Genomic DNA, 21,281 nt, shown 5'->3' on the forward strand with positions numbered 1-21,281 from the left:
GACTTTGCCGTTAATCCGGCCGTTTTTTCCGAAAATCCAGCCGAAAGCCTCCATAATCCAGCCATTTCTTGCAATAATCCGGCCGTTTCCCCTAATAATCCAGCTGATTTACAAAAATTTCAAAAAGCACACATCAAAGTGTCGAATGCACAAAAAAAAGAGAAGAAATCGCATGCAATTTCCTCTCTTTCATTCTATTCTCTTCTATTTCGCCCATCAATCAACACAGGCTGGGACAAGTATTTAATCCGCTCCATGATTCGTGCAGCCTTCAGCTTCTCTTCTTCTCCCCGTTGACTGTACGTCAAGTGATGCGTCAGTTCGTTGAAGTTGAAGTTGGAGGTGAAGAATGTCGGGAGGTTTTCAAGCATTCTGTACTGGAGGATCGTTCCCAGGATTTCATCTCTTCCCCAGCTTGACATGGTTTCTGCGCCGATGTCATCGAGCATGAGGATCGGTGCCACTTTAACCATTTCCAGCTTTTCATTTACCGTGTTGTCTCCCAGCGATTGCTTGATTTCTCTAAAGAACTCAGGAACGTACACAATCAGGGACGCGATTTTTTTCTCAGCGAGTTCATTGGCCATCGCCCCTAACAAATAGGACTTCCCCACTCCGAACTTGCCGTAAAAATAGAGTCCTTTCATTTTTGTACCTTCCGTGTAGTTCTCCACGAAATTCTTCGCTAATCGAACTGCCTCCAATCGGCTTTTCGAATCAAGATCCAGGGTTGAGAAGGATGCTTGTAAAATATCCTTCGGCACATACAGGCTTTTGATTAGACGCTGTGCGCTCGTTCTTTCATCGTGAATGACTTTTCGAGGGCAGCGATGGTAATCGATGTCGATGGTGTTGCCTCTGATTACCAAGTGAGGGTCATACCCTTCCATCATATTCTTACACTCCTGTAAAGAAGGACAGTATCGACATTCTTTACTTTGAGAGATATATTCATATAACTTCATCAGACTCTCATTTACCATTTCCCCTGTTACACGGCCTTCATTCCTGCGAATAAAATCCTTCACATCATTGTTTTCAAGAATCTCTTTTTTCATTTGCTCATATCTTTGTTGAAACGAACCAGAAGCCGCCAACTTTTTCAGGGTGTTATTTATTCTCTCCACCGCTACGTTCACCTACTTCCGAAAATTTTTAAGCTCTTCTTCGAGTTTCTTCTTTTCTGCTTCGAAATCATATCCATCAAGGGAAGAATCAATTTCTTTCTCGGTTTCACCTTCCTGGAACCATTCCGGGAGTTTTTCCGTACGAGTCGGCTTTCTTCGTCTATTCGTTTTATTTTCCTTTTTCCCTTCAGCCCACTCAAGATACTGCTTGTGTTCTTTTTTGGCTAATTCCATCGCTTCACTTGCAGTCGTCACCTTTTTCCTCGACCAATGGGACGCGATTTTTTCCATATATCCTTTTGTAAGCTTCATGTCCGTTTTCAGCAAAACATATTGTACCAGGACATTCATGACACCAATCGGCAACTTCTGTGACATGAGCACCTCTTCAACAGCCTGAAGGTCTGCCTTAGAAGGAGCTCCTCCATTTGATATGTCAGATAGAACATCCTTGGGCGACGTTGTTTCCAAATAATCAATAAGCTCTTCTTCTTTCGTGCGGGGTTTATCCGATTTCACAGGCGCTTTAGTCTCTATTCTCGCAGTCAAATCGGGCAGTTGATCACCTGTCTGAACCCCATACCAATCACGTGCGGTTTTGCGCAGCAACTCTATATCGATGGTATCATCTGCATCCAGGGAGCTTAAGACGATATTTTTCATCTGAAGAGGATCAATACCGTACAGATAGCTCAGTTTCAGAACCGTTTCCTTTACATTAGTCGTAAAGGCTTTACGTGGAACCATGGATTCAGATAACCCTGCCAGTAATAACTGAAAATCAAAATCGATATCATCCAGTGGAAGACCACCATTCTTCCCATATTTCATATATTGTTCACCAGACTTAGTCTCGGAATCCATATTTGCATCGTGTTGGAGAAAATTAATCTGTTCCGATGTGAAAACATCTTGAAAGGACCGGGTGATGTTTACGTGCTGCTGTTTATCTACCGATTCGTCAGTGAAGAATTTCTTTAAACGCAAATAATGAGTCCTGCCTATTTTCCGGTAAAGATACACATTTAACATGCCATCATGAAAGAATTCCTGAGGGGTAAGAGGTGGCTGCAGTTCATAAAGAAAGCTCCGATCCTCGTTGTCCCTTTTTTCGAACGCCTTTAACAACCCTATCCCTTCAAGCTTCATTCTCGCTTCATATACTTCTTGAAGGTTAACAGACAGAACGTTCATCAGATGATAATGAGTAGAATGTGTGGACCACAGTCTGTTTTCTTCTACTTCTCCCCACAAACTCATATAAAGACTGTAACAAACCGAACCAATTAAAGGCTGGTACAGAAACGTAATGATTTTCCGATCGTATTCCTGAAGAATCCCATTTGTCCCTACCGTGTAGTGATCGATTGGTTGTATTTCATTCCAATGCTTCTTCATCATAGTTGGATTCTACCTTTCAAAAAAATAAAGAGAAAAGAGCTAAAGAATTACATCTTCAGCTCATTCTTCTACTCTTTTTTTATTAATTCTTTCAGTTCGTCTATAAATACATTAATATCCTTGAATTGTCTATACACAGATGCAAAGCGTACGTATGCAACTTCATCTACCTTAGCAAGTTGATCCATGACCATCTCACCGATCTTAACCGATTCTACTTCAGAAGCACCCTGATTACGGAGGTCCTTTTCAATATCCGTTGAGATCTTTTCTAATCTCTCAAGAGGTACCGGGCGTTTCTCACAAGCCTTGATCAACCCTCTCAAAATCTTCTCTCGACTAAACTCTTCTCTTACCCCTTCTTTTTTCACCACAATTAAAGGAAGCTCCTCAACCTTCTCGAAGGTCGTGAAGCGGAAAGTACATACTTCACATTCTCTTCTTCTCCTGATTGAACGTCCTTCATCAGCAGGTCGGGAGTCCACTACTCGTGTACCATTATGCTGGCAAGACGGGCACTTCATAATATCAGCTCCGTTATTACATACTATTACTTTCATCATATAAAAAAGCTGCGACTTACACAAGCTAATAAAGGATTTACCGTTATTTCACTTTTGTCAATTCGCTGTCAAGCTTTTGATAATAATGGTTAATCTGTGCTTTTAAGACCGTATATGTACCAAAGACTTTCCCTCTATCCGCGCTGACCTTGAAATCGACTGCCGTTTCAAAAGGTCTTACCGTGATGACCGTTGCGACGATAAACAGTTGGGGAGTACCATTTTTACGGACCGTAATTTCCCCTCTGTCCTTGGACTGGGAAATCACCTCATACTCAGAGGATGAGAATAATTCTAAAACTGCATTAAATGCACCTTGATGCATGGATTTATAATAGCGTGATTTCAGGTCTTTATCTTCGTGCTGATCAGATGTCTCACATTCTGATTGAAATCGTTTAAAAAAAGTACGTATTCCGCTCATATAAAGTTCCTCCCTTTATTTACCCTTATTTTACACGAAAACCACACGAATGAAAATTCAAAATCAATTCCTGTACGAAAGCATAAAAAAAGAGATGCATCTAATACGCATCTCTTCTGAGTTATCTTCGATTAAAGGGCTTGAGCTTGAGCCTGTGACTTCTTCACTTGTACAGGACCCATACCACGTGGCAATTCAATTGTTTCACGTGTGTCAGCACCAAGAGCATCTGCAATATATTCAGCAGCGATGTTAGGATCTAAATCACCGCAAGTATATACATCAATACTGGCATAACCATGTTCAGGAAAACTGTGAATAGTCAGATGTGATTCTGAAATGATCACAACTCCACTAACACCTTGAGGAGCAAATTTATGGAAAGCTACCTCACGTACCTCTGCACCTGATTTCAGCGCAGCATCTACGAATGTTTTTTCAATTCCTACTACATCGTTTAATTTTTCAAAATCGCAACCCCATAATTCTGAGATTACATGACGACCCATTGTTTCCATTTCGTGTTTCCCCCTTTGACATAATTTTTTTCGTCAAAATGAACGTGTCCTTTGGCAAAATCTTAACTACCACGGGGGAAAGTTAGTCCGAAGAGGTCCTAACCCTTTAAGTAGCTAAATCAGTATTCATTTGCTAATAAGAAGTTCACGAAAAATAGTATACTTTGTTTAAAACTCTTTTGCAATAAATTTTTATAAACTTTTTTATATGGGTGGACGATCGATTGACTGCAACTAGATTATGCGGGTTATCGCCCAATATAGTAAAGTGCGTATTGGATTATGTTCTAAACGTTGACCGTTCCTTTTCGCTCCAGGCACTCGCTTTCCGCGGGGCGGGCGGTGAGCCTCCTCGGCTGCGCCTGCGGGGTCTCACCTGTCCCGCTGTTCCCGCAGGAGTCGAGTCTCTATGCTACTACACTAGTTACATGTTTTGACAGATAGGTGCAAATAAAAACGTCCCTAAATAAACTTTCTGCCAAAGGAACTGGATATATCAACCATATAAAAAAGTTGTAAGATTAAACTACTTATAAAAAGTGTAATAAAAGAAAAAAACGCACCGGAAAAGGTACGTTTTAAGGGTGAAGCTTATTGTTTATTTGGGTTCTTTCAAACGTTGACTTCTTGTTTGGCGTTCATTTTTGATGCAACGAATTTAGCCAGGTCAACGACGCGGCATGAGTAGCCCCACTCGTTATCGTACCAGGCCAGTACCTTGACTTTTCGATCTCCCATTACCATCGTGGATAATCCGTCGATGATCGCTGAATGAGGATTTGTATTAAAGTCGATTGAAACTAATGGTTCCGTTGTGTATTGCAGTACTCCGTGTAAGGAACCAACAGATGCTGTAATGAAAGCTTCATTGATTTCTTCTACTGTTACGTCTCTTTTCACATCCACAACCAGGTCCACTAGGGAAACATTTGGTGTAGGTACACGTAATGCCATTCCGTGAAGCTTGCCATTTAATTGAGGCAGAACCAATGATAATGCTTTGGCTGCACCAGTCGTGGTCGGGATGATCGATTGACCGCACGCTCTGGCTCTTCTCAAATCTTTATGTGGATTATCAATATTCTTCTGGTCATTTGTGTAAGCATGGACAGTCGTCATAAGTCCATTTTCAATACCAAATTGCTCATCCAGTACCTTCGCAACCGGCGCTAAGCAGTTCGTCGTACAAGATGCATTTGAAATGATGCTGTGTTCTTCAATATTTAATGCGCTTTCATTTACACCCATCACAATTGTAATATCTTCATTTTTACCCGGAGCTGTCAGGATGACCTTTTTCGCTCCCGCTTCTAAATGAAGGCTCGCTTGATCTTTCGAATTGAATTTTCCTGTAGCTTCAATCACAATGTCGATATTTAATTCGCCCCAAGGCAAAGCTTTAGGATCACGATTACTTAATAGTAGGACACGTTTCCCATTGACGATGAGTGCATCATCTTCCGTCACCACATCTGCCTGAAATGTTCCATGATTTGTGTCATACTTAATTAAATGTGCTAATGTTTCAGCCGGGTAGCTTGCGTTAATGGCTACAACCTCTAAGTTTTCCTCTAATATTGCTTTCCTGAAAACCATTCTCCCAATACGTCCAAAACCATTGATTGCAATTTTCGCCTTCATAAATCCGGCTCCCCTCTATATTAATGTTATACTTATATGATTATTTGCTAAAAATAGTATAACATATTTAGAGAATATGTTAATAAGTATTTTGCGGATTTTTAATGTTTTATTATTCTGACAATAGGCTTATTGAATGTATATTTTTGTGGTTTGAATTCATACATCCTTTTCGAGGCTCCGGACTTTTATATTGTCTTTTTTTACGGGTAAGTGCTGGTTGAGTTCCGCTCCAGGTTGCTCGCTTTCCGCGGGGTGGGCGGTGAGCCTCCTCGGCTTCGCCTGCGGGGTCTCACCTGTCCCACTTTTCCCGCAGGAGTCGAGCAACCTTCCGCTACACTCAACTTTGATATCTAGCTCTCAAAAGATAATGAGTGTAAAACATTTATTCAAATAGCATAAGATCAAAATAAAAAGCCGACAAGAGGTTTCCTTGTCAGCTCATTTGTCTTTCTATGGTTTTAGATCCCACTCGACTAGTAGTGCATCAAGTTGTTCTTTGGTCTCGTGTAGAGATCCATTGTTGTTGATGACTGCGTCGGCAAGGCTTGCTTTTTCCTTTAAGGGGAATTGAGAAGCGATGCGGGATGATGCGTCTTCCTGATTGAAATGGTTCCGCTCCATTAGTCGGGATAGTTGGGTTTCTTGGTTCACGTATACTACGACTGTGCGATCTACCATCCACGTCAAATCACTTTCGAATAATAGGGGGATATCCATGATAATCGTATTTTTACCAGCTGCAATGGCTTCCTCTTTGTGGGCGAGCATCATGCTTCTGACGGCAGGATGAACGATTCCATTCAGCTTTTTTCGTTTTTCTTCAGAGTTAAAGATGATCTGGCCGAGCTTTTCCCGATTGATGGTTGAATCGTGATCGTGCAGTATGTGTTCACCGAATTCTTCCACAATCGCAAGGTAAGCCGGCTGATCAACCTCCACCACCATACGGGCAGCAAGATCAGCATCAATGATCGTATAGCCTTTTTCATTTAACATTTTCGACACTGTACTTTTACCACTTGCAATGCCACCTGTTAATCCTATAATGCTAGCCATTATCCTATTCCTTTCTAGTCAGCCATTAAAACCTCAGGATCCCTATAAGGATCAACAGAACTCCCGGGAGAAATGACACTCGATGGATCCAGCGCAAATGAGAGAAGAATTCCCCCATTTTTAATCCTGAGAATAAAAATGTAAAGCTCATCACCAAGATGGCTAAAGTAAGTATGAACGGCGAGAAATTTAATAACGCTGCGCCAATTCCGGCACCGAATGCATCCAATGACAGTGCGATTCCAAGCATAAATGCTTCAATACCAGTAATCGTACCTGATCTATCAAAGTCTGCCGTTAACGGCCTTCTTAAAATTTGAACCACTAATCCTATCGATTTAATCTCAAAGTTAATTAACGTTTTTTCTTGGGGTAATACCGTTTCTTTTTCCGGTCTAAAGAACTGGTACAGTACCGCCGCCCCGATCACAACCAGAATCAGCCCGCCGATCCTTCCAGCCCAAAGCGGAGAGATAATGGATCCGATGGTCTGACCAAGCAACATGGCCAACAGTAAGGAGCTCGCCGAACAAATGGATATGATGCTGATTGATTTTGTAGGGATTTTCACTTTTCGTAATCCGTAAGTTAAACCTGTGCTAAAACTATCAAGACTTACAGCAAACGCCAGCAGTAATAAGGAGATTGTTTCACTCATCTAATAGCCCTCCCAAAAATCATTACAATACTATATGGTAAGGGCTTATCAGATGTTAATTGTTCTTTCTAACGTTGGCAATCGGGACAATAGTGCGTCCCTCTTCCTGCTGATACCTTCTTCTCAATGGGAGTACCACACTTTCGACAAGGCTCTTCTTTCCGGCTATAAACGAAGAGGTTCTGTTGGAACATACCCATTTGTCCCTGAGAATTCACATAGGAGCGAATCGTACTTCCTCCCATTTCAACGGCTTCGGTCAGGGTATGAATGATTTCTTTGTGCAAATGTTCAATTTCTTCCTGTGAAAGAGATTTCGATTTTCGGTCAGGATGTATCCCTGCACGGAACAACGCTTCATCCACATAGATATTCCCCAACCCTACAAGGACCGTCTGATCTAATAATGTGGCTTTCACGATTCTTTCTGTCTTGCCCAGTTTTTCAGCCAAGTAACCTGCTGTAAATTCGGATTGGAATGGCTCCGGTCCCAACTGCAGGAGGGGTAAATGAAACAATTCCTCCCCTTTCCTGAATAGGTGCATCGTCCCGAACTTGCGGACATCACGGTACCTGAGTTCTGTGTCATCCGTAAAATGAAATATGACGTGGGTATGCTTTTCAATGGGATCCTGGCTGTCGGACAAGTTGTACTTTCCTTCCATTCTCAAGTGAGAAACCATGGCCACATCGTTTAAATAAAAGATCAGGAATTTCCCCCGTCTTCTCATTTCAAGTATTTCCTGCCCCTTCAAGCTATGAACAAACTCATGGGGTTCGTCGGGGCTTTTTATCATCTTAGGCCAAAAAACCGAGACGTCTTTGATTTTCTTCCCAATAACAAGAAGCTCTAACGTCCTTCTGACCGTTTCTACTTCAGGCAGCTCCGGCACTCTGCCACCTCCTTATCAAACTCTACTTCGCGTCGTACCATGTTTGCCCGTATGAGTAATCGACCTTTAATGGAACTTCTAACTCCATCGCATTCTCCATTACTTCAGGAACAATCTTCTTTAACACTTCGATTTCTTCTTCAGGCGCTTCAAAGATCAATTCATCATGCACCTGCAGCAATAATCGTGATTGAAGATTTTCTTCTTTTAATTTTGCTGCCATATCAATCATGGCCTTCTTGATGATGTCGGCTGCACTTCCTTGAATCGGCGTGTTCATCGCTGTACGTTCAGCGAAACTTCTTAAGTTGAAATTACGGCTCGTGATTTCCGGCAGGTAACGTCGGCGATTAAGCAGAGTCGTCACATAGCCCTTCTGTTTGGCATCCTGTACGATATCATCCATATATTCTTTAACACCAGGGAAGCTTTCCAGGTACTTCTTAATGAATTCCCCTGCTTCTTTTCGTGTAATATCAAGGCTTTGAGAAAGACCGTAGTCACTGATCCCGTATACAATTCCGAAGTTAACGGCTTTCGCATGCCTTCTCATATTGGATGTGACCTCTTCCTTTGCCACCCCAAAGACGTCCATCGCTGTTTTCGTATGAATGTCCATATCATTTCTGAAAGCTTCCACTAATTTCTCATCTTTGGCAATATGGGCAAGTACACGGAGCTCAATTTGAGAGTAGTCCGCAGCGAACATGACCCAGCCTTTTTCAGATGGAATGAACGCCTGACGGATCTTCCTTCCTTCTTCAAGTCGAATCGGAATATTTTGCAAGTTAGGGTCCGTTGAGCTTAATCGCCCCGTTTGAGTCAGGGCCTGGTTGAATCGTGTATGAATCTTACTCGAATCTTTATGGACGACCTTCAATAACCCTTCTAGATAGGTGGACTGTAACTTCCCTAGCTGACGGTAATGCAGGATATGATCAATGATTTCATGCTTGGACTGAAGTTTTTCCAGTACGTCAGCAGATGTGGAATAACCGGTTTTGGTTTTCTTCACGACCGGTAAACCCAGCTTTTCAAAAAGAATCACGCCGAGCTGCTTCGGAGAATTAATATTAAAGCTCTCTCCGGCTTGTTCATGTATGTTCTTCTCCAGCTCTTCCAGGCGGTGTGAAAGTTCTTCTTTCATAGTGAGCAAACGCTCTTGATCCACTTTCACGCCGGTGAATTCCATTTCGGCTAAAATAAGGGCCAGGGGTAATTCTAACTCTGCAAATAATTCATAGAGATTGTTTTCTTCTAATTCTTCCATACATGTGTTCTTCAATTCATGAAGAATGAATGCTTTTCGTGCAAGATGCTCTGATAGAATGTCAGTGGAAGGAACCTTCTGCTTGGCACCTTTTCCATAAACCGCTTCATCGGATTCGATAGAAGGTTGACCGTGTCCTTTTGAGATCGTAGCGAAGTCTTCACTCGATTCAGAAGGATTGATAATGTAAGATGCTAACAGCAGATCAAACTCGATCCCTTTTATGTCAACTCCCTGTCTCTTTAGCGCGACGACGGTTTCCTTCGAGTTGTACACGTATTTTGTTGCGCTTTCGTTTTCAGCCCATTCCTTAAATGCTTCTGATTTCAATGCGGTCTCAAGCGTAAAGAAAATCGTACCTTTCTCATTGTGCAGACTCATCCCGATTACTTCGCCGAGGTGATAATTCTCTTCCAGCATTTCAATGTACAATGAGCTTTCGTTTGCAAGGTGTTCTTCTTTGATGGTTTCAACTATCTCAAAGGAGATATCATCCAGTTCCTGAGGCTCTTCTTGAGTGGTTTCGCCCATTTTCTCCAGTAGTGAGTTGAATCCGAGATCCCGGTAAACTTCTTTCAGTTTCCCTTCATCCATACCATCATAATTCAGCTCTTCCACTCCAATCTCGATTGGAGCTTCCCTTAGGATGGTCGCGAGTTCCTTACTCATGATCGCTTGTTCTTTATTTTCTTCAAGCTTTTCTTTTAATTTCTTCCCGCTGACCTGGTCAATGGAGTCTAGCAGTTTTTCAAGGGAATCAAATTCTTTTAGCAGCTTGATCGCCGTTTTCTCCCCTACACCCGGCACGCCTGGAATATTATCAGAGCTATCCCCCATCAGACCTTTCATATCGATGATGCGGTCAGGTGTGATTTCCCATTTTTCTTTTATATGATCCGGGGTATACACCTCAATATCCGTTATGCCTTTTCTCGTAATACAAACCGTCGTAGTCTTCGAGCTTAACTGGGTTAAATCCTTATCGCCGGAATACACTTTTACCTCGTACCCGTCAGATTCCGCTTGCAGGGAGAGCGTTCCGATAATATCATCCGCTTCATAGTTTTCTTTTTCATAGCGCTTAATTCCGTATGCATCCAAAAGCTCGCGGATATAAGGAAATTGCTCGGACAATTCCGGTGGAGTCTTTTGTCTGCCGCCCTTGTATTCCTTGAATGTCTTATGTCTGAAAGTCGTTTTCCCTGCATCAAAGGCGACTAAAATATGTGATGGTTTTTCATCTTCGAGTATTTTTTGCAGCATAGTTGTAAAACCATATACTGCGTTTGTATGTACACCTTTGTCGTTATTTAATAAAGGCAGTGCAAAGAATGCACGGTAAGCAATACTATTGCCGTCGATCAATACTAATTTTTTGGACATGTAAGTACCTCCTGTAAAGGCTTCTGATTCTATATGTTTATTCTATCATGTTGGGGAATGAAAGGAAAAAAGGTGGACCTTATTAAGTCCTCTAATGGCTTTGATTTCATTTTTGAATCCAAGTCATCTCTATGGAAAAGATTTTTCGACAAACAGAGCATAAGATAGAAAAGTGGTTCAAATATCAGGACTTTGGATCATAAATTGCCGAGAGTGGTTCATATATCAAAATTCCGGATCATATATCTGAAAAGCGGATTATAAGTAACCAAAACCGGATCATAAAGGGAACGAGAGAATAATTTTCCAAATAATTAACCGCCTGAAAAGGATATTTGGAGCGTATTTTCATTAAAAACTAGTCAAATATACTTTAATCTAGCGAATGATTAGCCTAAATGAACAAAAAAACTGCTGAAGAATGAGATTACTCAATCTTCAACAGCTTCTCTTTTTATTCTGTATACCCCATCAACAGTCTTGCATATGGGGAGTCAGATGGTAAGATGATAACCGTTTTATCATCCACTGTTTTCTTATATGTTTCCAGCGTTTTGTAGAGGTCATAGAAGTCGGGATCTTTGGAGAACGATTTGTTGTAGATTTGTGCCGCTTCCGATTCTCCTTCTGCCCTGATGACATTGGCGTCTGCCCCTGCTTTTGCCAGCAGCTCCTTCACTTCACGATCTGTTTCAGCGGTGATTCGTTGTTTCTCGGCATCCCCCATCGACAGGTATTCCTGAGCCTTTGATTCACGTTCTGAAATCATACGCGTATAGACGGAGTTTTCATTGGCTTCGGGTAAATCCGTACGCTTCATACGGACATCCTGAACAACGATTCCGTATCCATCCCGTTCAAGAAGCTCGTTCACTTTGTCCGTCACACGATCGTTCAAACTTCCCCGTGAAGACTTTTCATCATTGATGATTTCATCATACTCCAATTGTCCGAGCTCCGACCTGACGACTGAGTAGATGAACTCTTCCATTTTTGTCTCTGCGTTAATGACCGTTCTTGCATTCTTGATCATTTTAAGGGGATCTTCGATACGCCACACGGCATAGTTGTCGATGAGCATCCGCTTTTTATCTTTTGTATTGATCTCAGCTTCCGTTACATCATACGTCATTTGATGCTTAGGCAGGGTAGTAACAGACTGAATGAACGGGAGCTTATATTTTAAACCTGGCTCTTTGTCTATTCTTACGACTTCCCCAAATTGACGGACGACTTTATACTCTCCTTCTTTGACCATAAAGAGACTGGTAAACAGCAGAAGAAGGACGGCAGCGAGAATGACAAGGAAGATTCCTAATTTTGTATAACGCTTCCACTCGATAGGCTCTTTCTTCTTTTGATTGATGTCAAAGACGTTTTGATCACTCATTCTCTTCACTCCCTTCCTGCTTCACCGGGCCGTTTTGATTTTCAAGCTGTCGAATCGGGAAGTATTTCAACGTTTCTCCACTATCCTTCATAATATAGATTTCCGCATTTGGAAGAACATTTTCCAAGGTTTCTAATACTAGTCGTTTTCTCGTAATCTCAGGATTCGATTTGTATTCGTTGTACAGCTTATCAAATACGGCTACATCTCCACGGGCCTGCTCCACACGCGCAATTTTATCCCCTTTTGCCCTGGACATGATCGCATCTTTTTCACCTTTTGCTTCATTTGATCGCTGGTTCCGATATTTTTTTGCTTCATTGATTTTCGTGTTCATCGTTTCCCTTGCATCCGTTACGGCTGTAAAAGCTGATCGGACCTCTGCATTCGGCAGCTCTACATCCTGGAGTTTCACTGCAAGAATGGAAATACCGATATCATAATCGTCAATCAGGGTCGTTAGTAATTCTCTTACTTCCGCCTCGATTTCAGCTTTTCCAGACGTTAACGCATCATCTATTAAAGAGCTCCCTATAATGCTTCTTAAAGAAGAGGAAGTAGCATCGTAAAGAATTTCTTTCGGGTTGTCTGAGTTAAATAAGTACGTTTCAGGATCTGTGATTTTCCATTGAACCACTAGATCAGCGAGAACGATGTACTCATCTCCCGTGATCATTTTCGTTTCTTTCGGAAAGTCCTTGATCTTTCCGTCTTTTTCTTCATATCCAAATTGAAGACTGAAGGTTTCTTTAGACAGGACTTCCACTGATTGCATCGGCCATGGCATCTTGAAATGCAGCCCTGGCTCAATGACCGGCTCTCCCGCTTCTCCAAACGTCAATACCAGCGCTTGTTCTGATTCATCAACGGTATACCAGGAAGTCAATAATACAACAATTAAAATAATGGCTGCCACAACCATCCCTGTCACCATGTAAATTTGTTTTAAGTTCATATGCGCCCTCCCTTTTCTATCTCTATATCTTATTAATCGCCTACTAAGATATACGGACTTACTACAAAAAGGTTTCAAGAATATTAAGAGAAGATGACAAAAAGAGGGAGTAGCAGGCTCGAGGTGAGTGGTTTCCTAACTGAATGCATCCGTCATGCGGAAAAGTAGTTTTGATCTAAAACTGCATTCATCACGGAGATAACGCTTTCAAAATAAAAAAGCGAAAAGACGAGAACGGGGTTAGTTCTCGCCTTTTCTTAACACCTTGGATGAAGGGGTTTCACTTAGTATCGTAACACCCTATTATTAACAGGATTTAAACCTAATGTAAATGCAATGTAAAATAATTGTAAACTTACTAAGATTTGCTCGTCCTTTCACCCAACGAATAGCTTGAAGACTGTTTGTATAAGGAGACTGTGAACGTCGTGCCTTCATTCACTTTACTGTCTACTTCAATTTTTCCTTCATGAGCTTCAATGATATGCTTCACAATCGCTAAACCTAAGCCCGTTCCGCCAGAATTACGGCTTCTTGCTTTGTCCACCCGATAAAACCGTTCAAAAATGCGGGGAAGTTCTTCTTTACTGATTCCCATCCCGTTATCCTTGACGCTCACATGAACCATTTCTTTATCTTCCGTCACTGAAATCAAGACATCCCCGCCCTTTGGAGTGTACACGATCGCATTACTGACCAGATTAATGAAAACTTGTTTTAATCGGTAGGAGTCTACATCCGCAAGACCTCTTGACTCAAAGGACGTTTGAAGGGAGATATCTTTTGACTTGGCTTTTTCTTTCAATATCGGAATCACATCTTCAATTAAACCGGCAATCTCTACTTCCTGCAGGGAAAGCTCGAACCCCTGTTTTTCAATCTTGGACAATTCCAATAAATCTTGAATTAAGGATTGCAGGCGGTCGCTTTCCATCAGAATGATATCCAGGAAAGACTTTAACGTATCGGGATCATTCATCGCCCCATCCAATAGTGTCTCTGAGAAGCCTTTAATGGATGTAATGGGTGTCTTCAACTCATGAGAGACATTCGCTACGAAGTCTTTTCTCATTTGCTCGAGCTTTTTGAGCTCCGTGATGTCATGGAATACCACGACAATCCCTTTCCACTCATCGTTATGACCGATTATTGGAGCCCCGTATACTTCATAATGCTTTCTTTCTATTTTATGAGGCAGAAGAATCTGCTTTCTTAACCGTTCTTCTGTCATGAAGATTTCTTCCACAAGTTTATTCACTTCCTGATAGTGAATGACTTCATGGTATCTGACTTTTTTCAGCTGACTTTCTTTCAGATTAAAGAAGTCCCTGAACGTCCGGTTCGTCAAAACAACAAATCCCCGGTGATCAATTAAGAGAAGGGCACTTCCCATGTTTTCAATCAGCGTCGTTAAGCGATCCTGCTGCATTTCCTGGGAATTCACCATTTCCTGCAGATTACGGGCGAGAATGTTAATGGAGGTACTTAACATAGTCGTTTCATCCAGGCGGTCTTCATATGTCCGTGCCCGATAATTCCCCTTGGCGAGCTCCATTGCCACATTCGTTGCCGATTCAATGGGCTTTGTATACCTCACCGTGATTCTCGATCCCAGAATGATAATGAGAATTAATGCAAGACCTAAGGAAATGGATAGCACAAACCAAATTTGCTGTATTCCTTTCTCGAAGGCTTCTACCTCGGTACTCATGATAAGCAATCCATTTAACTGGTTATTTCCACCCTTTAGCGGGTACCAATAATACCTGTACTCCACACCTGATGTCACCAGTTTTCTATGCTTTTGCTTTACATCCCAGTTCTCCTGGATTTCATTAATGATTCTCTTTTGCTGAGGACCAACCAGTGACTCCGAGGTTTCCGTATCATGGACTACACTTCCTGAGTTATCAAGAATCGTAATCCTGACATCCAATATGTCACTCAATTCTTTGATCATCTCCGGATCGATTTCTTTCGGTGTCCCGTTTTCTTCAATGGAATTTGCTAGTAACCTTGCTTCTTTTTGAATCCGGGAATTAAATGTATCCAAATAGAAATTCTTGAAAATTTGACCCAGAAGCAACCCAAGGCCTATCAATACAGCGATGATCAGGGTAATTAGAGCAAAAAGAAGTTTTGTTCTAAACTTGGTCATCGATTTTTAGGCTCCTCCAATTTATATCCAAGCCCTCGGATGGTTTTTATATAAGTTGGTTTTTTCGTGTTGGATTCTATTTTTTCCCGTAAATGACTGATATGAACATCCACTATTCTGGTGTCCCCGGCAAAATCATAATTCCATACCGCACTTAATAGCTGGTCTCTCGTTAAGACCCTGCCTTTATTTTCTGTTAGATATAAAAGAAGTTCGAATTCCTTAGGTGTCAACTCCATTAGATCACCTTGGAAATAGGCTTCATACTGTTCCGGATAAACCTTTAATTCTCCCACTTCCTTGTAATCTGTCGGTTCAATGGAAGATAGTTCCGCCGCTTCCTGTATGGCTTGACTGCGTCTTAGAATAGCCTTGACCCTCGCTACCACTTCACGAGGACTGAACGGCTTTGTCATATAGTCGTCTGCCCCAAGCTCCAGTCCAAGGACCTTATCAAATTCGTCATCCTTAGCCGTTAACATAAGAATGGGGATATTAATCTTCCTTTGTCGCAGTTCTTTACACACTTCGATTCCATCCATGGAAGGAAGCATCAGGTCAAGAATAATCAGGTCCGGGGATTGCTCAATCGCTTTATCCCTTCCTTCTTCACCGTCATGTGCCGTCGTAACGGAATAACCGGATTGCTCAAGATTGTACTTTAAGAGTGTTGCAATAGACTGTTCATCATCGACTACCAAGATTTTTTTGCTCATTTATTGTGCCTCCATACAAAAGAAAATTAACCCCAACATCCAACGTAATTATGTAATTGTACTTTCATTATAATATAAATCTTGAGGGTTACCATCATTTAGAGAGTTTTAATACTTTTTAGTTTTCTTGCCGTACGATACTAACCGGCCCAAACTTTGTTCTCTTCTTTTATATGATGCACTTCTCCCGCTTTCATTATCATTTTTATGGTTAATAAAAAGAGCTATGGCAAAACAAAAAAAACACGATTTAAAGACGAACAATAGAAGTGAAGGCTCTTAATACAATGGATCGAGAATAAATAAAAAACCCGAACCAAACTGCCTAATAGGAAGCAGATTAATTCGGGTTTTACTTAGGCTAAAACACTTTTGTCTCAGCCTCCTTAAATTGTTTAGAAGTTTTCTAATGCATGGCTGTTCATTTTCTCTAATCGGTGAGGCGGGCACACTTTGATGGTACCATTGATGACCTTCTCATCTTCTTCATTGGTGGCTGTTACATCGATGGTTACCAAATGGGTGTGGGGATCCACTTCCTTCACTTCAAACAGAAATTGTACGGTTGCGTAATGATAGACCGGTTTAGGGAATTCAATGTTTTGCTCTACTATATGAGAGCCCGGGCCCGGTAGATATTTGGAAACGGCAGATGTAATGATGCCTGTTAACATGATTGAAGGAACAATCGGTTTTTTGAATGGCGTTTGGGAAGCATAATCATGCTGGATGTATAATGGATTGGCATCATTTGTGAGTCCCAGGTATAGAAGCAGTGCGTTATCTTCTATTTTTTCTGTAAGGGTCAGCTTTTCACCAATCGTCATTTCTTCAATTTTTCTTCCCAGTTTTCTCTTTTTCCCTAATAACATAAGAAGCACCTCCGCGTATGTAAACGATTACAATTTTAAATAATAAAAATTGTTTTTATTATCTGTCTATTAATATTTTATCATTTATAGGGTTTCCATACAAAGAGTTTTTACGCGTTGGGGTTATTATTTTAATAGAACATCATTTCGTAAAGTCCAGTTGATGAAACATTCTCGATAAGCGAGTGATTGTTGCTTTCCGCTCCAGGTGCTCGCTTATCGCGGGGCGTGAGTTGAGCCTCCTCGGGCTTTGCCCTGTGGGGTCTCAACTGTCTAGCATTTCCGCTACAATCAACTTCAGATAATATGTCTTCTTTAAAAAATATTAACAAAAACTTTTAGCAATATTATTTCACAATTGCCTCCGCCATATTAATAAGACTGGTTTATATGATTTTAGGAAAACAAGTCTGTTTTTACTTTCTCTATTTTAATTAACTTCCTCCAAGGAATATTCTTTGGACGCAAGCAATACTTACAAAAAAACTGACCCCCAATAAGGAAGCCAGTTTTGGATTGAGTGTGTATTAAGCCAAGGAAGACATGACGTTTTTCACAGCGTCTGCAGAGTTCGCGAGTGCTGATTTTTCTTCTTCGGTTAGTTCGAGTTCGATGATTTTTTCCAGTCCGTTACCGCCTAGGATGGTTGGAACACCGAGGTAGATCCCTTCGAATCCGTATTCGCCTTCCAGGTATGCAATGGCTGGGATGACGCGGCGTTGATCCTTAAGGATGGCTTCTACCATTTGTACAAGTGAAGCAGCAGGAGCATAATAAGCACTTCCGTTACCCAGAAGGCCTACAATTTCCCCTCCGCCTTTACGGGTACGCTCGACGATCGCGTCTAAACGGTCTTTAGGGATTAATGTTTCCAGAGGGATTCCTCCAGCGTAGGAGTAACGAATAAGAGGAACCATGTCATCCCCATGACCGCCAAGAACGAATCCTGTAATATCTTTCACAGAAAGGTTCAATTCTTGAGCGACAAATGTGCGGAAACGGGCTGTATCCAGAACGCCGGATTGTCCGATAACGCGCTCTTTAGGGAATCCGGACTCTTTGAAGACTGTATAGGTCATAGCATCCACCGGGTTTGTCAGAACGATGATGTAGCAATCCGGCGAATACTTAACGATTTGCTGCGTGACCGATTTCATGACCTTTTGATTGGTTTGAACCAGATCATCACGGCTCATTCCTGGTTTACGGGCAATCCCAGCAGTGATGACAACGATATCCGAATCCTTTGTATCTTCGTAATTGGAAGTACCGATAATGTTTGAATCAAACCCTTGTACCGGGCTCGCTTCAAGCATATCCAGCGCTTTCCCTTTCGTTGGGTCTTCATTTTGAGGAATATCAACCAGTACAACATCTCCAAGCTCTTTCTGAGCAAGCATCAGTGCTGTAGTCGCCCCTGTAAAACCTCCACCGATAACAGATACTTTTCTACGTTTAATAGCCATCATAATTCCTCCTATTCGTGTCATTATGTAAAGGAAGGAGTGCTCCGTTTCGAAGCACCCCATCCCTATTTCAAATTAAATTTACCCCATGTTTTCAATTAAAGCAGAACCGAACTCAGAACATTTCACTTCTGTTGCTCCATCCATTAGACGGGCGAAGTCATATGTTACGACTTTAGAAGCGATTGTTTTCTCCATGGATTTTGTGATTAAGTTAGCAGCTTCTGTCCAACCAAGGTGCTCAAGCATAAGTACACCAGAAAGGATGACAGAGGAAGGATTCACTTTATCCATACCTGCATATTTAGGAGCCGTTCCGTGAGTCGCCTCAAAGATCGCATGTCCTGATTCGTAGTTGATGTTTGCTCCAGGAGCGATTCCGATTCCACCAACTTGAGCGGCTAATGCATCAGAGATATAATCTCCGTTTAGATTCATTGTTGCCACTACATCAAACTCAGCCGGACGAGTAAGGATTTGTTGTAGGAAGATATCAGCGATTGAATCCTTCACGATGATCTTACCAGCTGCTTCAGCTTCGGATTGTGCTTTGTTAGCCGCGTCCAATCCGTCAGCATCTTTGATCTTGTCATATTGAGCCCAAGTGAATACTTTATCGCCGAATTCTTTCTCAGCAAGCTCGTAACCCCAGTTTTTGAAAGCTCCTTCAGTGAACTTCATGATGTTCCCTTTGTGAACCAACGTTACTGATTTACGGCCTTCTGTGATCGCGTAATTGATCGCTGCACGAACAAGACGGTTTGTCCCTTCTTCAGATACAGGCTTGATCCCGATACCGGACGTTTCTGGGAAACGGATTTTGTTAGCACCCATTTCATCTTGAAGGAAAGTGATTAATTTTTTAACTTCATCAGAACCTTTTGCGTATTCAATACCTGCATAGATGTCTTCAGTGTTTTCACGGAAGATAACCATGTCAGTATCTTCAGGACGCTTAACCGGTGATGGAACACCTTCGAAGTAGCGTACAGGACGCAGGCAAGTGAACAGGTCTAATTCCTGACGAAGAGCAACGTTCAATGAACGGATTCCGCCGCCGACAGGAGTTGTAAGTGGACCTTTGATCGCGATGAAATATTCACGGATTGCTTCAAGTGTATCGTTTGGAAGCCATTCGCCTGTTTTGTTGAATGCCTTTTCCCCAGCGTATACTTCTTTCCACGAGATCTTGCGTTCACCTTTGTATGCTTTCTCAACAGAAGCATCTAAAACGCGTTGAGCCGCTGCCCAAATATCTGGACCCGTTCCGTCACCTTCAATGAATGGGACGATTGGATTGTTTGGCACATTAAGTTGGCCGTTCTGGTTTGTAATTTTTTCACCTTGTGTCATTATGTAACCTCCATTTATTCATTATCAAAGGGGATGACCCATAATTGCCTTATGCATTTAGAGTCAGTCCCCTTCTCATATTCATTACACCAATATTTTCACCATTTGTAAATATGGATGTTTAACCTCTTTGTTCTACAGGCACATATTCCTGCTTGCCAGGTCCTACGTAATCAGCACGTGGACGGATCAGGCGGTTGTTTGAATACTGCTCCAGAATATGAGCTAACCAACCGGATACTCGGCTTACAGCGAAGATCGGAGTGAATAGGTCATGATCAATGCCTAAGCTGTGGTAAACGGATGCTGAATAGAAATCAACATTAGGCGGTAAGCCTTTATTAGACGTAAATACATCTTCTACCTTAACGGACATTTCGTAATATTTACTTTGTCCAGTTAATTCAGTTAATTTTTTAGACATTTCTTTAAGGTGCTTGGCACGCGGATCTCCTTGACGGTATACACGGTGACCGAAGCCCATGATTTTTTCTTTCTTCTCCAGTTTGTCGAGGATATACTCTTCCGCTTTATCGACAGAACCGATTTCAGTAAGCATCTTCATTACCTGCTCATTTGCTCCACCATGAAGTGGTCCTTTTAAAGCACCGATCGCGGCAGTGACACCTGAATACACATCAGAAAGAGTAGCGACACATACACGTGCAGTGAAGGTAGAAGCGTTTAACTCGTGATCCGCATGAAGTACAAGCGCTTTATTGAACGCCTCGATTTCAACCGGCTCAGGATCTTTCCCGGTTAACATATATAAGAAATTAGCAGCGAATCCTAAATCTTTGCGAGGAGCAATTGGCTCTTGTCCATTACGAATTCGTGAAAAGCTCGTAACGATTGTAGGAATCTTCGCTTGAAGTCGAACGGCTTTTAAATAGTTTTCCTTTTCGTCCATTACATCTGCTTTATCATCATATAGTCCAAGTAAAGACACGGCAGAACGTAAAGCTGCCATAGGATGGACTTCCTTGATGTTGTACATCTTGAAGTGCTCGATGACCTCTTTAGGCAATTCAGCGTTATCTGCCAATAGCTCTGTAAATTCCTGAAGCTCTGATGAAGTAGGTAATTTCAGATGCCATAGTAAGTAGATAACCTCTTCAAAACTGGCATTGTTTGCTAAATCATCAATGTTGTAGCCAACATATGTAAGAGTATCATCAATGATCGAACTAATGGATGATGTTGTTGCTACAACCCCTTCTAACCCGCGAGTTGCTGTCATAATAACCTCTCCTTTTGTTAAGTATTTCTCTTTACCCATTTTCATATGAGCATAAAACCCTACAAGACTATCAAATAAGTCAGTAGGCTTGTTTAAAAAGAACATAAATAAAGGTTGAGCGATTGCTCAATTCCTATACAAAAAATGATTCCCGGCTCTTCCTATGATGTCACGAGAGCTTGGGATGCGCTTAC

At 41.7% G+C, this 21,281-nt stretch carries 18 protein-coding genes; all 18 read right to left on the bottom strand.

Translation table 11 applies throughout. The annotated features are described in order from the left end of the window. Window positions 1-194: 194 nt before the first annotated feature. A complete protein-coding gene (gene dnaI / locus ACOSV2_RS10215) occupies window positions 195-1,127 on the bottom strand; it encodes a primosomal protein DnaI (RefSeq protein ID WP_428974965.1) in 933 nt (310 codons plus the stop codon). Between the two features lie 12 nt (window positions 1,128-1,139). Continuing rightward, entirely contained in the window at window positions 1,140-2,528 is a 1,389-nt protein-coding gene (locus tag ACOSV2_RS10220; protein WP_428974966.1) for a replication initiation and membrane attachment family protein, read from the bottom strand. Window positions 2,529-2,596: 68 nt separating this feature from the next. Continuing rightward, the gene (gene nrdR, locus ACOSV2_RS10225; protein WP_113969579.1) at window positions 2,597-3,052 is read right to left on the bottom strand and encodes a transcriptional regulator NrdR; all 456 of its coding nucleotides are present in this window, start codon (window positions 3,050-3,052) and stop codon (window positions 2,597-2,599) included. An 82-nt stretch (window positions 3,053-3,134) separates the two neighbouring features. Then, on the bottom strand, window positions 3,135-3,515 hold the full coding sequence (locus ACOSV2_RS10230) for a cytosolic protein (RefSeq protein WP_397552003.1): 381 nt from the start codon (window positions 3,513-3,515) through the stop codon (window positions 3,135-3,137). 131 nt (window positions 3,516-3,646) lie between these two features. After that, window positions 3,647-4,033: an adenosylmethionine decarboxylase gene (speD, locus tag ACOSV2_RS10235; protein ID WP_113969581.1), complete on the bottom strand. Its 387-nt coding sequence runs from the start codon at window positions 4,031-4,033 to the stop codon at window positions 3,647-3,649. A 612-nt stretch (window positions 4,034-4,645) separates the two neighbouring features. Beyond that, on the bottom strand, window positions 4,646-5,674 hold the full coding sequence (locus ACOSV2_RS10240; protein ID WP_428974967.1) for a glyceraldehyde-3-phosphate dehydrogenase: 1,029 nt from the start codon (window positions 5,672-5,674) through the stop codon (window positions 4,646-4,648). Window positions 5,675-6,127: 453 nt separating this feature from the next. Next, complete coding sequence (coaE, locus tag ACOSV2_RS10245) at window positions 6,128-6,733, bottom strand: dephospho-CoA kinase (RefSeq protein WP_428974968.1); 606 nt, start codon at window positions 6,731-6,733, stop codon at window positions 6,128-6,130. Between the two features lie 25 nt (window positions 6,734-6,758). Continuing rightward, entirely contained in the window at window positions 6,759-7,391 is a 633-nt protein-coding gene (gene ytaF, locus ACOSV2_RS10250; protein ID WP_428974969.1) for a sporulation membrane protein YtaF, read from the bottom strand. Window positions 7,392-7,459: 68 nt separating this feature from the next. Further along, window positions 7,460-8,284 (bottom strand): DNA-formamidopyrimidine glycosylase, encoded by an 825-nt coding sequence (gene mutM / locus ACOSV2_RS10255; protein ID WP_428974970.1) that lies wholly within the window; start codon window positions 8,282-8,284, stop codon window positions 7,460-7,462. Window positions 8,285-8,306: 22 nt separating this feature from the next. Continuing rightward, entirely contained in the window at window positions 8,307-10,937 is a 2,631-nt protein-coding gene (gene polA / locus ACOSV2_RS10260; protein ID WP_428974971.1) for a DNA polymerase I, read from the bottom strand. Window positions 10,938-11,391: 454 nt separating this feature from the next. Beyond that, complete coding sequence (gene hflC, locus ACOSV2_RS10265) at window positions 11,392-12,327, bottom strand: protease modulator HflC (RefSeq protein WP_428974972.1); 936 nt, start codon at window positions 12,325-12,327, stop codon at window positions 11,392-11,394. Further along, entirely contained in the window at window positions 12,320-13,282 is a 963-nt protein-coding gene (gene hflK, locus ACOSV2_RS10270; RefSeq protein ID WP_428974973.1) for an FtsH protease activity modulator HflK, read from the bottom strand. The genes hflC and hflK overlap by 8 nt, the downstream gene beginning before the upstream one ends. Before the next feature lie 358 nt (window positions 13,283-13,640). Continuing rightward, the gene (gene pnpS / locus ACOSV2_RS10275; protein WP_428974974.1) at window positions 13,641-15,440 is read right to left on the bottom strand and encodes a two-component system histidine kinase PnpS; all 1,800 of its coding nucleotides are present in this window, start codon (window positions 15,438-15,440) and stop codon (window positions 13,641-13,643) included. Next, window positions 15,437-16,156 carry a response regulator transcription factor gene (locus ACOSV2_RS10280; protein ID WP_428974975.1) on the bottom strand — a complete coding sequence of 240 codons (720 nt, stop codon included), beginning with the start codon at window positions 16,154-16,156 and terminating at the stop codon, window positions 15,437-15,439. Before ACOSV2_RS10280 ends, pnpS begins: the two co-directional genes overlap by 4 nt. 395 nt (window positions 16,157-16,551) lie before the next feature. Beyond that, a complete protein-coding gene (locus ACOSV2_RS10285) occupies window positions 16,552-17,028 on the bottom strand; it encodes a MaoC family dehydratase (RefSeq protein ID WP_428974976.1) in 477 nt (158 codons plus the stop codon). A gap of 527 nt (window positions 17,029-17,555) precedes the next feature. Next, a complete protein-coding gene (gene mdh / locus ACOSV2_RS10290) occupies window positions 17,556-18,494 on the bottom strand; it encodes a malate dehydrogenase (protein ID WP_428974977.1) in 939 nt (312 codons plus the stop codon). Between the two features lie 81 nt (window positions 18,495-18,575). After that, on the bottom strand, window positions 18,576-19,847 hold the full coding sequence (icd, locus tag ACOSV2_RS10295; RefSeq protein ID WP_428974978.1) for an NADP-dependent isocitrate dehydrogenase: 1,272 nt from the start codon (window positions 19,845-19,847) through the stop codon (window positions 18,576-18,578). Between the two features lie 121 nt (window positions 19,848-19,968). Then, on the bottom strand, window positions 19,969-21,087 hold the full coding sequence (gene citZ / locus ACOSV2_RS10300) for a citrate synthase (protein WP_428974979.1): 1,119 nt from the start codon (window positions 21,085-21,087) through the stop codon (window positions 19,969-19,971). Window positions 21,088-21,281 lie beyond the last annotated feature (194 nt).

Source organism: Rossellomorea sp. DUT-2, assembly GCF_052665285.1.

Excerpts from the sequence above, each read along its gene's own strand:
- ACOSV2_RS10220 (WP_428974966.1), bottom strand. The coding sequence starts at position 2,528 with ATGATGAAGAAGCATTGGAATGAAATACAACCAATCGATCACTACACG.
- nrdR (WP_113969579.1), bottom strand. The coding sequence starts at position 3,052 with ATGAAGTGCCCGTCTTGCCAGCATAATGGTACACGAGTAGTGGACTCC.
- ACOSV2_RS10230 (WP_397552003.1), bottom strand. The coding sequence starts at position 3,515 with ATGAGCGGAATACGTACTTTTTTTAAACGATTTCAATCAGAATGTGAG.
- speD (WP_113969581.1), bottom strand. The coding sequence starts at position 4,033 with ATGGAAACAATGGGTCGTCATGTAATCTCAGAATTATGGGGTTGCGAT.
- ACOSV2_RS10240 (WP_428974967.1), bottom strand. The coding sequence starts at position 5,674 with ATGAAGGCGAAAATTGCAATCAATGGTTTTGGACGTATTGGGAGAATG.
- coaE (WP_428974968.1), bottom strand. The coding sequence starts at position 6,733 with ATGGCTAGCATTATAGGATTAACAGGTGGCATTGCAAGTGGTAAAAGT.
- ytaF (WP_428974969.1), bottom strand. The coding sequence starts at position 7,391 with ATGAGTGAAACAATCTCCTTATTACTGCTGGCGTTTGCTGTAAGTCTT.
- polA (WP_428974971.1), bottom strand. The coding sequence starts at position 10,937 with ATGTCCAAAAAATTAGTATTGATCGACGGCAATAGTATTGCTTACCGT.
- hflC (WP_428974972.1), bottom strand. The coding sequence starts at position 12,327 with ATGAGTGATCAAAACGTCTTTGACATCAATCAAAAGAAGAAAGAGCCT.
- hflK (WP_428974973.1), bottom strand. The coding sequence starts at position 13,282 with ATGAACTTAAAACAAATTTACATGGTGACAGGGATGGTTGTGGCAGCC.
- pnpS (WP_428974974.1), bottom strand. The coding sequence starts at position 15,440 with ATGACCAAGTTTAGAACAAAACTTCTTTTTGCTCTAATTACCCTGATC.
- ACOSV2_RS10280 (WP_428974975.1), bottom strand. The coding sequence starts at position 16,156 with ATGAGCAAAAAAATCTTGGTAGTCGATGATGAACAGTCTATTGCAACA.
- ACOSV2_RS10285 (WP_428974976.1), bottom strand. The coding sequence starts at position 17,028 with ATGTTATTAGGGAAAAAGAGAAAACTGGGAAGAAAAATTGAAGAAATG.
- mdh (WP_428974977.1), bottom strand. The coding sequence starts at position 18,494 with ATGGCTATTAAACGTAGAAAAGTATCTGTTATCGGTGGAGGTTTTACA.
- icd (WP_428974978.1), bottom strand. The coding sequence starts at position 19,847 with ATGACACAAGGTGAAAAAATTACAAACCAGAACGGCCAACTTAATGTG.
- citZ (WP_428974979.1), bottom strand. The coding sequence starts at position 21,087 with ATGACAGCAACTCGCGGGTTAGAAGGGGTTGTAGCAACAACATCATCC.